Origin of the sequence: Carboxylicivirga caseinilyticus (assembly GCF_050589785.1) — a bacterium.
Classification (GTDB): Bacteria; Bacteroidota; Bacteroidia; order Bacteroidales; family Marinilabiliaceae; genus Carboxylicivirga; species Carboxylicivirga caseinilyticus.
Genome location: NZ_JBNGOX010000027.1, coordinates 44,525 through 58,046, shown reverse-complemented (window position 1 = coordinate 58,046; position 13,522 = coordinate 44,525). Strand labels below are relative to the sequence as shown.

Here is a 13,522-nt window from a genome sequence, read left to right as displayed (position 1 = left end):
ACCAATGTTAAAAACATTCTCACTTGGAGGGGTTCATCCGGAAGAAAATAAATTCTCAGCCGGTAAAAAGATTGAAGTCTTGCCCGTCCCCGAACAAGTTTCGGTTCCTATTGCTCAACATATCGGAGCACCGTCCGAACCCGTGGTAAAAAAAGGCGACGAGGTAAAGGTCGGTCAATTAATAGCCAAATCAACCGGATTTGTATCAGCCAATATTCATTCTCCTGTATCAGGGAAAGTACTTAAAATTGATGACATACTTGATGCCAGTGGATACAAGCGTAAGGCTATCATCATTAATGTTGAAGGCGATGAATGGGATGAAACCATTAATCGTTCTGATAAACTAATTACAGAAATCTCATTATCTCCTGAAGAAATCGTTAAAAAGATTGGAGAGGCAGGAATAGTTGGTTTGGGAGGTGCAACCTTCCCGGCTCATGTTAAGCTTTCCGTACCTCCGGGTAAAAAATGTGATATTCTGATTTTAAATGCAGTTGAGTGTGAACCTTATCTTACTGCCGACCATCAGTTGATGATGCAAAAAGGTGAAGAGATAATGGTAGGAACTCAAATTCTGATGACGGCTTTAGGAGTTGACAAAGCAGTTATCGGCATTGAAAATAACAAACCAGACGCCATTGCTCACATGAGCGAACTGGCAAAAAAATATAATGGCATTACAGTTGAATCATTAAAAGTTCAATATCCTCAGGGAGGAGAAAAACAATTGATAGATGCCTGTATTAAACGTCAGGTACCTTCTGGTAAATTGCCTATTGAGGTTGGTGCCGTGGTGCAGAATGTTGGCACAACCTACGCTGTTTACGAAGCTATTCAGAAAAACAAGCCTTTGTTTGAAAGGGTGGTTACAGTAACAGGCAAATCAGTTACCAAGCCTTCTAATTTTATGACACGGGTAGGTACACCCATCTCGCAACTAATTGAAGCTGCTGGTGGACTACCTGAAGACACTGGTAAAGTAATTGGTGGCGGACCAATGATGGGAAAGGCACTTACTTCGATTGACGTACCTGTTACCAAAGGAAGTTCAGGTATATTAATAATGCCTGAAAAAATTGCTACCCGCAAACCAATTGAAAACTGTATCCGATGCAGCAAATGTGTTTCTGTATGTCCAATGGGCTTATCTCCATATTTGTTGATGACTGTTTCAGATAAAGCTATATGGGACAGAGCTGAGGAGGAAAAAATCATGGACTGCATCGAATGCGGATCATGCAGTTTCACCTGCCCTGCCAGCCGACCATTGCTCGATTACATTCGCTTAGGTAAAGGCAAAGTTGGTCAAATCATGCGAAGCAGAACTAAATAAGTAGAACGAATAATAACATACTAATATGAACACGTTAACCGTATCACCTTCACCGCATGTACACAGTGGCGACTCTGTGAAGAAAAACATGTACGGGGTGATTTTAGCCTTGCTTCCGGCGCTGGCAGCCTCGCTCTATTATTTTGGGTTAGGCGCATTGATTGTGACGCTGGCAGCTGTGATTTCATGTGTATTTTTTGAGTGGGCTATTCAAAAGTTTTTATTAAAAACTCAACCATCAATTATTGATGGTTCAGCAGCTTTAACCGGACTGCTTTTAGCTTTTAACTTACCAACCAACATGCCTATATGGATTATTATCATTGGTAGTTTGGTTGCCATCGGTATTGGTAAAATGTCTTTTGGTGGATTAGGTAACAATATTTTTAACCCGGCTTTGGTAGGTCGTGTATTTTTATTGATTTCTTTTCCGGTTCAAATGACATCGTGGCCCGAGCAAAGTAAGAATTTAACAAGCTATTTAGATGCCACTACGGGAGCAACTCCGCTTTCAATTATGAAAGAAGGATTGGCCAATGGTGAATCTGTCAGCACATTAATGTCTAAAATTCCTTCTGTTACCGAACTATTTGTTGGAAATATGGGTGGTTCAGCAGGTGAAATAGCAGCAGTTGCACTTTTGGTTGGATTGATATTTATGCTGATTCGAAAAATCATTACCTGGCACATTCCTGTTTCGGTGATTGGTACCATCTTTGTTTTCTCAGGCTTAATGCATCTGGCGAATCCAGAAGCTTATGCTGGACCTTTGTTTCACATACTTACTGGTGGAGTGATGCTGGGAGCAATTTTTATGGCAACCGATTATGTTAGTTCTCCCATGTCGAAGAAAGGAATGATAATTTTCGGTATTGGAATAGGGTTTATAACCGTTATCATTCGTGTTTTCGGAGCCTATCCTGAGGGTGTATCATTTGCGATTCTAATTATGAACGGATTCGTACCGTTAATTGATAAATACATCAAACCAAAACGTTTTGGTGAGGTAGTAAAAACAGCAGGTAAATAAATAATCATGGCAAAAACAGAATCAACTCTAAAAAACATGGTTCTTACCCTGCTGGTCATTACAGGTATAGCAGGGGCCTCGTTGGGTTCGATGTACGAATTAACGAAAGAGCCTATTGCAGCTGCTAAATTAGCTAAACAGCAAGCAGCTATCAAACAAGTAGTTCCGGAATTCAATAATAATCCAGGTGAAGAGGTATATGAAGCCACATCAAAAGAAGGCTTTACACTAAAATTCTTTCCTGCCAAAAAAGATGGAGAATTGGTTGGTACAGCCATCGAAACCATGACTAATAAAGGATTTGGCGGAAATGTTCGATTAATGATAGGTTTTAAACCTGATGGTACCATCATTAATTACCAGGTATTGGAACATGCAGAAACTCCTGGCTTGGGAACCAAGATGGATAAATGGTTTAAGACAGATAAAGGTAGCCAAAGTGTTATCTCAAAACATCCGGGTAAAAATAACTTAACAGTCAGTAAAGATGGTGGTGAAGTAGATGCAATTACAGCTGCAACCATCAGTTCGCGTGCCTTCTTAGATGCAGTGCGTGTGGCTTACGAAACATATAACCAAAACAATAACAACCCTAAGGCTGATTCGGCTCCAGCGGTTGAGGAAGGAGGTAACAATGAATCAGTGGAGTAATTTCTCAAAAGGTTTCTTCAAAGAAAATGCCGTATTTACCTTACTACTAGGTATGTGTCCGACATTGGGAGTAACCTCTTCGGCTTCTAACGGATTAGGGATGGGACTAGCCACTACCTTTGTATTGGTGATGTCTAACCTAGTGATATCGTTAATCAAGAATTTAATTCCTGACAAAGTTCGTATACCTGCTTTCATTGTGGTAATCGCAACCTTTGTAACAGTAGTTCAAATGGCCATGGAAGCTTATGTTCCTGCATTATTCGAATCACTGGGATTGTTTATTCCGCTTATTGTGGTTAACTGTATTGTTCTAGGTCGTGCTGAATCATTTGCTTCCAAGAACAATCCAATCTCATCTATTATTGATGGTTTGGGAATGGGACTTGGTTTTGCAATGGCTTTAACCATTTTAGGTTCTGTACGTGAGCTATTAGGCAGTGGTAAAATGTTTGGTGTATCCATCTACCCTGAAGACTATGGTATGTTGGTATTTGTGTTGGCTCCGGGAGCATTTATTGCTTTAGGATACCTGATCGCCTTTATTAATCGTGTTAAAAAAACAGCTTAGGAGGATAGATTATGGAATTTGTATTGTTAATGATTTCGGCCATCTTTGTTAATAACATTGTATTGAGCCAATTCCTTGGAATTTGTCCATTCCTGGGTGTTTCAAAAAAGATATCAACGGGTGTAGGTATGACGGGTGCGGTAACCTTTGTAATGGTTATTGCTACTGTTGTAACTTATATATTACAGAAATATGTATTGGATAAATTTGGGGTTGGATACCTTCAAACCATCTCATTTATTTTAGTAATTGCTGCATTAGTACAGTTAGTAGAAATCATCCTAAAAAAAGTAAGTCCTCCATTATATCAGGCACTAGGAGTATTTCTACCTTTAATAACAACAAACTGTGCAATATTAGGTGTTGCAATTATGACCATTCAGAAAGACTATGATTTAGTTCACGCTGTTGTATTCTCAGCTTCAACTGCTCTTGGTTTTGGTTTGGCATTGATTACTTTTGCCGGAATTCGTGAGCAGCTGGATTTAATGGATGTACCTAAAGGCATGAAAGGCACACCAATCGCCTTAATTGTTGCCGGGTTACTTGCAATGGCCTTTATGGGTTTCTCTGGTATTGTTTAAGAAGAACCAAATAATATTAATAAGAAGAGAGAAGTCATTGGGCTTCTCTTTTTTTAGCTTAAAACGCGAGGTATAACAAAACTGAATTCGGTACCCTCATCAACTTTTGATTCAACATGAATATGACCGCCTAAAAGTTCAACATATGCTTTAGTGATAGCCAATCCAAGTCCTGTTCCACCCTTCTTAACATCTGCATCTTTGGCTTGCCAGAAACGGTCGAAAATAAAATCCACATTATCCGCATCGATTCCTACTCCTGAATCTCTCACAAAAATACGAACCTTATTATTCTCAAGACTCTCATAACCAAACTCGACATGCCCAATAGTAGTGAATTTTATTGCATTCGAAATCAGGTTCGTCAACACCTGCCGAAACTTAACCTCATCAGAAAACACCTCCATCTCATCACTTTCATCATTTATAAATTGCAGCTTTATTTTCTTTGCTTCGGCATTGGGCATAAATAATGATTCGAGACTAATAAAAACAGCATTCAGATCGAAAAAGCCTGAGTGAACTTCAATCTGACCAGATTCAATCTTAGAGATATCTATAATATCATTAATAATATTCAACAACTGACGCGAACTTTGATGAATCAAACGAATATATTCTTTTCGGTCATCAGGTGTCAGACCTTCATACTGCAATAACTCCGTAAAACCAACAATACCATTCATTGGAGTCCTTATTTCATGTGATAGATTCGCTAAAAATGCTGATTTTAAACGATCACTTTCTTCTGCTTTTTGCTTTGCCATTCTAAGCTTTTTCTCTAACGCTACATGATTTTGAATTGACTTGGCAAGCTTTAAATTATTGTATCCTAGTATCGATAACTCCTTGCTGAGAACATTCAGCAACTTTAATGTACGATCAAATTGCAGAGGAGTCACCTCAACCAGGTTGGCAAATTCCTTTTCAATAAATTGATCTGTTATACCCAATTGGCGGGTATATTTTTTAACATTCTCAATCTTTAATTCTTTCGGTCTGACTTGTCCTATAGCCCAATTACCCAGGTGATGTCCGTCAATTATAATAGGAGCAGCAGCATCAATAAATCCACATGAACTACAGGATTTCGATACCGGTTTAAGTTGTTCTGCTGCCATTTGCCCAAGTTCACGTCCACTTTGCTGACACATCTTATCTCCTTCTTCTGTACTTCGTACTTTCTTACATATCTCGTTCGAGAAAGACATTTTCGTTATTGGATTTCCCTTGGTATCTGTAATTAATGATGAAATACCTGTTGCAAATGAAAAAGCATCCTGTAGTTTTTGTAGTTGGTCAATGTCGAATAATTCAAGTATCGATAATTCACCCTCATTCAACCTTTTCTTTTGAACTTCTAAGGAAATATCATTCGAATCAGAAGCAAGAATATTACTAACAAGCTGGTTATGCCCGGAAATATCTCGAAATATTGCAATGGTATGCGCCGTTCCTTTATCCGAAAAACGATTTAAACTAATTTCAACTTCAAAATCACTTCCATCCTGCCTCCTTAAAATCCATTCGAAAAATTGTGGAGCTCCTTCCAATGCATTCTGATGATATACATTAATATAGGTTGGTGATTTCTCATTAGACTGGGTTGTAGCTGAAAGTTCAACTAAACTTTTATTCACTAAATAATCCCGTGAACAATTCAGATCTTTGAGTAACTTGGGATTTGCATCAATACATACGCCATGCTTAAAAATTGCAATGGAATCATTGGCTGCCATAAACCATGTTTTATACATCTCCTCTTGTTCCTTAATCCTCCTTTCCTTTCTTTGACGTAAAAGCATATTAGCAAATGCCCTGGCAAGCAATTTCAGGTTCGAAATTTCTACTGCTGTCCAGATTTTTGAAGTTCTAACATGATCTAAACCCACAAAACCAATTACTTCTTCTCCTTCAATAAATGGTATTAGCAATATGGATTGAATTCCTTCTTTCGCAAATTCCTCCCTTTCATTTTTTGCTTCATCAGGCAGTTCACTTACATCATTAAGGCAAACAATTTCTTTATTTAAAAGATGTCTGGATAAATAAGCAAACTTATTGCTGGGAATATTCTGCAATTCATTAATATAGGGTTCTACTCCATGTGCGCACCACTCATTAATATTGGAATGAAGTCTTAAATCTTCAGAATATTGAAACACATAACTTCGATCACAATGAAAGAAATTACCAACCATGGCAAGCGAATTATCTATTAACCAAGGTATTTTATCAGCAGCGACGATAGTGTTATATGAAAGCAGATTATCTAACATATCTCTGAAGCCAATTATACTATCGAGCTTCATCAAACTTTCCTTCTCCTCTGTATTATCTCTGTATGTTACGACTATAAACTCATTCTCATTTTCGATATAGCTACTAATAAAAGCTGATAACCAACGAATACTACCCAAACGAACGGGCCAATCATATTTTTGAGAAAAATTATTATTAATTGATGCAAAAAGTTCAATGGCAGCTTTTTCATTGAAGCGATCAGCTCTACTACAAAAGTTACGTACTCTAATTTCGTCTAAGGGAATTTCATTAAGATTAAATAATTGCCTTGCACGATTATTCATATAAACTACCTTTTTAGTATTTCTGTCAAATACTACAGTAGCCTCAAAAGATGACATTGCAACTTGCTCGCAATTTAATATTTTACTCATTTTTTAAACTTAAACTCTCAAACGAACACATGAAACAAATCACATCGCTTAAAACAATTATTACAGACAACTTACTAACAATATCTTAATAGGGCAATAAATAGCAAGAATGTTTTGACCAATCATTTTTTTTTAGTCTTGGGGCAAACATTTTCATTAGATAAGCGTACTATCTCAAAAGAATTTTAATGGTATAGTTTTTGGTTTCTTAATTGTGATAATATATTTTTGAAACCTCCATTAAATAAAGGAAAGGGCCGGATTATGAGAGCGAATTTTTATACAAAGTTATTATCAATTTCTAGTGCATTTATTGCAATTGTTTTAGCATTTCAATTATTTACATTCTCCTCTGAACCAGAAACATCAAAACAGGTTGAGAAGGAATTAAGTGATTACGCTATCTATTCTCTGGACATCCCTTCGAATATGACATTTGCCAATGAATCTGTACCCATTGAACGTTCTGATATTATGGAAAGCTTCGACAGGGAATTATTGGTAAATACATACTGGCAATCACAAACAGTATTGTTTATCAAAAGAGCTAACAGATATTTTCCAATCATTGAACCTATTTTGAAAGAAAATGGCGTGCCGGATGATTTTAAGTATTTGTCACTTATTGAAAGTAGCTTTATGCCACGAGCTCAATCACCAGCTGGAGCTGTTGGTTTTTGGCAATTCTTAAAAAGTACCGGAGTTGAGTACGGTTTAGAAATCAACAACGAAATTGATGAACGATATCATATTGAAAAATCAACTGTTGCAGCATGCAAATACCTGAAGAAAATGCATGATCATTATGGAAGCTGGACACTGGCTGCAGCTGCATTCAATGCAGGAAGAACAGGAATAAATCGTCAGCTTGATCGTCAGAAAGTAGAAAGTTATTATGACCTTCTTTTAAATGAGGAAACTGGAAGATATGTATATCGAATTTTAGCAATTAAAGAAATTCTTTCAAAACCGGATACTTATGGATTTCATGTAAAAAGTAACGATTTATATCAACCTATAGAAACAATAGAGATTGAAATCAATGATAAAATTTCAAGTTTCCCGGATTTTGCACTTGAAAATAACATTACATACAAAGAATTAAAAGATTTGAATCCGTGGTTACGTGAAACATCTTTGAGTAATCCATCGAAAAAAGCATATTCAATTAAACTGCCTTTAAAAAGTTCAGAGCAAAAAGAAATAATCGTTCCAAAAGACTCGACACAAATAAAAAGTTAATTTATATAATATTAAAAAATTAAGTGAGGCAACAGGATTAATTCTGTTGCCTTTTTTTATTAATAATCGTGATTTTATGGCCAGTAACACATTATGACTATTTTTATAGTAATATAATTAAAGAAATAGTTGCATGACTATATTAATAGTTGTATGTTTGTTCTAAACATTTGGGAAATGATTGAATTAACGAAAGCAGAAGAACAGGTTATGCAGTACCTGTGGAATATTGAAAAAGGGTTTTTAAAAGATATTGTTGAACAATATCCTGAACCTCGCCCTGCCTATACTACCGTTTCGACAGTGGTTAGAGTATTGGTGAAGAAAAAAGTCATTGGATTTAAAACTTATGGTAAAGTCAACGAATACTTTCCTTTACTTAATAAGAAAGACTACACAAAACGGTTTGTAAAAACTCTGGTGAATAACTTTTTTAATAATTCGCAGCAACAATTTGCCTCTTTCTATACAAAAGAAAGCGACCTCTCTCTTTTGGAATTGGAAGAATTAAAAGCGTTAATTGATCAACAAATTGAACAGAAAAAGAAATGATCTCCATTGGATATTATCTACTCAAAACAAGTATCGTTTCTGGTATTTTCTTTTTGATATATCAGATATTACTGCGTAAAGAATCATTTTTTCAACTGAATCGATTCTATTTGCTGGTTAGTTTAGTCTTTTCATATGTGTTTCCATTTACCAGGATAAATGTTTATCCTTTTACCAATACACAATTACCAATCATTAGTTCTATTCAGAGTTCCATTAATCAGTTTTCATTTACTGAGGAGATTTCACTCAACGAAATTTCCAGACCGGAATCAAATTCAATACCTAATGAAATTGGATTGTATATATTAGTATTTATCTCAGCAATTTTAATATTCCGATTTCTCAGACATCTTACTCAAATAATAAAAACTATACAATTAAATGAAAAAATAAAACATGCTAAATTCACCCTTGTGCTTTTAAAAAAGCACAATACCTTTTCTTTCTTTCGTTATATATTCATTTCCCAAACAAACTGGGATTCAACCAACAGGAATTTAATTCTTAAGCACGAACTTAGTCATATCAGGCATAAACATTCGTTTGACAGACTATTTGTTGAAGTGCTGATGATTTTATTCTGGATGAATCCTTTTATTTACTTGTATCGAAAGGCTTTAGAAGAGGTTCATGAATTTCAGGCTGATAATGATGCTATTAATAATAACGAATCAATCAGTGACTACTTTCGACTGGTTCTGCAACAATCAGCTGATAAGACATATATGCCTCTGATGAGTCCTTTCAGTTATCAACTCATCAAAAAACGTATCATCATGTCAAATTATAAATCAAAATCAATAAAAAAGTTCTTTCTTATTTTACCCGTCACATTGGCTGTTTTAGTGGTTACAATAACCAATACTAAATCATTCTCTCAGTATAAAGTTGAGGATGAGTTTTCACAGAAGCTAACATGGCCAGAGTCACCAGAAGAAGCAAGCATGTTGTTTTACATGCAGCCGGACGAGAATTTAAAAGGAAACAAAGCTCTCGCTGAAAATGCACTTCCCATTCTGATAAATGCTAAGGGACAATTACTACTGAAAGGCAATAAAGTAGAAATAAAAGAGGTTAAATCAGCAGTAATAAGTTTTCTAAGTAAATCAGGACTTTCCGTTGAGAATTTAGACAATGCTAATTATTCAAATATAAGCTTTGTCTACTTACAAAGAGATATCAATACTTCAGATAAAGATGCGGACGCATTATTAAATGAAGTAAGTGATGCTTTTTCAGAATTACGAAATAATATTGCAATCAATCATTTTAATAAACCTTTCAACGATTGTATTTCAAGTGAGAAAGACGCAATTATTAAATTTGCTCCTAACAGAATATATATTGCGGAACCGAAAAATATGCTTGGAACTGAGAAGGAAAGCAAGAATTTAAATTTCATAAATCCCATTAAAGAAGATTATTCTTACGAAATCACATCTCAATTTGGGATGCGTGTTCATCCAATATTAAAGATGAAGAAGATGCATAAGGGTACTGACTTCAAAGCTGAATTAAATACTCCTGTTGTTGCAATTGAAGATGGGTCTGTTCGTGAAATTGAGTTAAATTTTGAACAAGGCAAAGGATATGGCAAATATATAATTATTGATCATGCCAACGGTTATTCTTCACTTTATGCTCAGTTAAGCGAGTACAAAACCAAAGCAGGTGATAAAGTAAAACAAGGTGATGTAATTGGTCTGGTTGGATCAAGTGGCACTTCTACTGGTCCACACCTTCATCTTGAGATAAAAAAAGATGGTAAAAACATTGATCCTATGAAAATAATAAAATAACAGTATTAATATAATGAATATTCACGCATGGTTACCCTCCGGTATTCCATGCGTTTTTTATTGTATCCATAAACAAGGATACAAGTCTATGCGTTTATCTTTCGCCCAAAAGATTGCTATCTTTGGGCTTCCAAAAACTGGTTTATGGCAGAAAAAAAGGCAGCAGATCAAGGATCTTTTGTAGAAGATCCTGGACAGATAGATGTATATGGAGCAAGAGTTCATAACCTTCAAAATATAGATGTTAGCATTCCGCGTGACAAATTGGTTGTTGTAACCGGTTTAAGCGGAAGTGGAAAATCATCACTTGCTTTTGATACTATTTATGCAGAAGGTCAGCGTCGTTATATTGAAACTTTCTCTGCATATGCCCGCCAGTTTTTAGGAAATATGGAACGCCCGGATGTGGATAAAATTACCGGCTTAAGTCCTGTAATTTCAATAGAACAAAAAACCACCGGAAAAAACCCTCGTTCAACAGTAGGAACAACCACTGAGATATACGACTTTCTTCGTCTTTTATATGCTCGTGCCGGACAGGCGTACTCATATAAAACAGGTGAGTTAATGGTGAAATATACTGATGAGCAAATTCTGAAACTGATACTTGAACAGTTTAAAGGAAAGAAAGCATACATTGCAGCTCCATTGGTTAAAGGACGAAAGGGCCATTACAAAGAATTATTTGATCAGATACGAAAAAAAGGATTTTTGCACGTTCGCATTGATGGAGAAATTCACGAAGTGGTTCAGGGAATGAAAGTAGACAGGTACAAGAATCACTTCATAGAAATGGTTGTTGATCGGGTTAAAATATCTGATGATGACACCAAACGACTAAAAGAAAGTATTCAGCTTGCCATGCAGCATGGAAAAGGCATTATGATGCTGGTAGATGCAGACTCGGGCGACCAGCGATACTACAGTCGTCAGTTGATGTGCCCAACAAGTGGAATCTCATACAACGAACCTGCACCCCACTCCTTCTCATTTAACTCTCCTCAGGGAGCCTGTCCAAAATGTAAAGGCTTAGGCACACTTGACGAAGTTGACTTCGATAAGATAGTTCCGGATCCTAAAGCCACCATTAAAAATGGAGGGATTGCTCCTTTAGGTAAATACAAGAATAACCTCATCTTCTGGCAAATTGAGGCTATTGGCGAGAAACATGGTTTTACAATTAATACTCCCATTAAAAACATACCGGAAGAAGCCATTGACATTATCCTTCATGGTTCCAGTGAACCTGTCACTCTTAAGAACACTCCATTAGGAGGTTCTTCTAATTACTATTTGAGTTTTGAGGGAGTAATAAAATATATTCTTGACCAGCAAGATAATGATACATCTATGCAAGCCCGCAAATGGGCCCGTCAATTTATCAAGCATACGCAATGCGATGAGTGTAATGGACAAAGATTAAACCTCGAGGCATTACATTTTAAAATTGATGACAAGAATATAGCTGAGCTGGCCGATATGGATCTGGGGTTATTACATACCTGGTTTGACGGTTTGGAAGATCGATTAACAGAAAAACAAAAAACCATTGGTTATGAAGTTTTAAAAGAAATAAGAAGCCGACTGGGATTTTTAATTGATGTTGGATTGGATTATCTCTCCTTAAATCGTGGTGCCATGACTTTATCTGGTGGCGAAAGTCAACGTATCAGACTGGCAACACAAATTGGATCGCAGTTGGTAAATGTGCTTTACATTCTGGACGAACCAAGTATTGGTCTGCACCAGCGAGATAATCATCGTTTAATTAACTCTCTTTGCCAACTGCGTGATACAGGAAACTCTGTTTTGGTAGTTGAGCATGATAAAGACATGATGCTGGCTGCCGATTATGTAATTGACATGGGACCTCATGCAGGTCGCCACGGCGGAGAGGTTGTGGCAGCGGGGACTGCTATGGAGATCATGCAAAAAAATTCTTTAACGGCTGATTATCTGACAGGTCGTAAAAAAATTGAATTACCCGTAAAACGAAGAGAAGGAAACGGCAAAGTACTATCCATAAAAGGAGCTACAGGACATAACCTGAAAAGTATCAATGTTGATTTTCCTTTGGGTAAGCTGATTTGTGTAACCGGTGTTTCAGGAAGTGGTAAATCTTCGTTGGTTAATGAGACTCTCTACCCAATCCTTAATCAACATTTTTACAATGCAATTAAAGATCCTCTACCCTACAAATCAGTTGAAGGACTGGAGCATTTGGATAAAGTAGTTGATGTGGATCAAACACCACTGGGTCGAACACCAAGATCGAACCCTGCTACTTATACAAAACTGTTTGATGAGATCAGAAAACTCTTTGCTGAGTTACCCGAATCAAAAATCAGGGCATACAAACCCGGCAGATTCTCATTCAATGTTGCCGGAGGAAGATGCGAAACATGCAAAGGTGGAGGTGTTCAGGTTATCGAAATGAATTTCTTACCGGATGTTATGGTTGAATGCCCCGATTGTGGTGGTCGCCGATATAATCGTGAGACACTAGAAGTACGATACAAGGGTAAATCAATTGGCGATGTGCTTGACATGACCATTAATCAGGCTGTTGAATTCTTTGCACACATACCCAAACTTATTAAGATATTAAAAACTTTGCAGGATGTTGGCCTGGGATATATTACATTAGGTCAACCTTCCACAACTTTATCAGGTGGTGAAAGCCAAAGAGTTAAATTGGCTACAGAACTGGCAAAACGAGATACAGGACAAACCATTTATATTCTGGATGAGCCAACTACTGGTTTACATTTCGAAGACATCAGGGTACTTCTTGATGTATTAAAACGACTTGTTGATAAAGGCAATACTGTATTAGTGATTGAACACAATCTGGACGTTATAAAAGTAGCTGATCACATCATTGATATCGGTCCTGATGGCGGACGATTTGGTGGCGAACTGGTTTGTTGTGGCACACCAGAAGAAGTCTCTAAAAACAAGAAGAGTTATACAGCTAAATTTTTAAAAGAAGAATTAAAAGCGTAACTGATCGAATTCACAAAACTAAAAACAGGCATTCTAATAAAGAGTCCCTGTTTTTTTTATTTCTTATGCC

At 36.6% G+C, this 13,522-nt stretch carries 10 protein-coding genes; 9 read left to right on the top strand and 1 reads right to left on the bottom strand.

What is annotated here, in order from left to right:
* Positions 1-4: 4 nt before the first annotated feature.
* From rsxC to rsxA, 5 genes are read left to right on the top strand one after another with little or no spacing between them, the layout of a single operon-like run.
* Complete coding sequence (rsxC, locus tag ACRD62_RS14140) at positions 5-1,336, top strand: electron transport complex subunit RsxC (protein WP_430820759.1); 1,332 nt, start codon at positions 5-7, stop codon at positions 1,334-1,336.
* A gap of 25 nt (positions 1,337-1,361) precedes the next feature.
* The gene (locus ACRD62_RS14135; protein WP_430820758.1) at positions 1,362-2,366 is read left to right on the top strand and encodes an RnfABCDGE type electron transport complex subunit D; all 1,005 of its coding nucleotides are present in this window, start codon (positions 1,362-1,364) and stop codon (positions 2,364-2,366) included.
* A gap of 6 nt (positions 2,367-2,372) precedes the next feature.
* Positions 2,373-3,017: an RnfABCDGE type electron transport complex subunit G gene (locus ACRD62_RS14130; protein WP_430820757.1), complete on the top strand. Its 645-nt coding sequence runs from the start codon at positions 2,373-2,375 to the stop codon at positions 3,015-3,017.
* Positions 3,001-3,588 carry an electron transport complex subunit E gene (locus ACRD62_RS14125; protein ID WP_321412688.1) on the top strand — a complete coding sequence of 196 codons (588 nt, stop codon included), beginning with the start codon at positions 3,001-3,003 and terminating at the stop codon, positions 3,586-3,588. The genes ACRD62_RS14130 and ACRD62_RS14125 overlap by 17 nt, the downstream gene beginning before the upstream one ends.
* An 11-nt stretch (positions 3,589-3,599) precedes the next feature.
* The gene (rsxA, locus tag ACRD62_RS14120) at positions 3,600-4,172 is read left to right on the top strand and encodes an electron transport complex subunit RsxA (RefSeq protein WP_430820756.1); all 573 of its coding nucleotides are present in this window, start codon (positions 3,600-3,602) and stop codon (positions 4,170-4,172) included.
* A gap of 53 nt (positions 4,173-4,225) precedes the next feature.
* Here the strand turns inward: rsxA and ACRD62_RS14115 are convergent, their stop codons facing one another.
* The gene (locus tag ACRD62_RS14115) at positions 4,226-6,850 is read right to left on the bottom strand and encodes a PocR ligand-binding domain-containing protein (RefSeq protein WP_430820755.1); all 2,625 of its coding nucleotides are present in this window, start codon (positions 6,848-6,850) and stop codon (positions 4,226-4,228) included.
* 264 nt (positions 6,851-7,114) lie between these two features.
* Here ACRD62_RS14115 and ACRD62_RS14110 point away from each other — a divergent pair, with 264 nt between their 5' ends.
* The 4 genes from ACRD62_RS14110 (at position 7,115) to uvrA (ending at position 13,452) form a co-directional block, all read left to right on the top strand.
* Complete coding sequence (locus ACRD62_RS14110) at positions 7,115-8,092, top strand: lytic transglycosylase domain-containing protein (RefSeq protein ID WP_430820754.1); 978 nt, start codon at positions 7,115-7,117, stop codon at positions 8,090-8,092.
* Between the two features lie 177 nt (positions 8,093-8,269).
* Positions 8,270-8,644 (top strand): BlaI/MecI/CopY family transcriptional regulator, encoded by a 375-nt coding sequence (locus ACRD62_RS14105; RefSeq protein ID WP_430820753.1) that lies wholly within the window; start codon positions 8,270-8,272, stop codon positions 8,642-8,644.
* Positions 8,641-10,446, top strand: coding sequence for a peptidoglycan DD-metalloendopeptidase family protein (locus tag ACRD62_RS14100; protein WP_430820752.1), 1,806 nt, complete (start codon positions 8,641-8,643; stop codon positions 10,444-10,446). The genes ACRD62_RS14105 and ACRD62_RS14100 overlap by 4 nt, the downstream gene beginning before the upstream one ends.
* 144 nt (positions 10,447-10,590) lie before the next feature.
* Complete coding sequence (uvrA, locus tag ACRD62_RS14095; protein WP_430820751.1) at positions 10,591-13,452, top strand: excinuclease ABC subunit UvrA; 2,862 nt, start codon at positions 10,591-10,593, stop codon at positions 13,450-13,452.
* Positions 13,453-13,522: the final 70 nt, after the last annotated feature.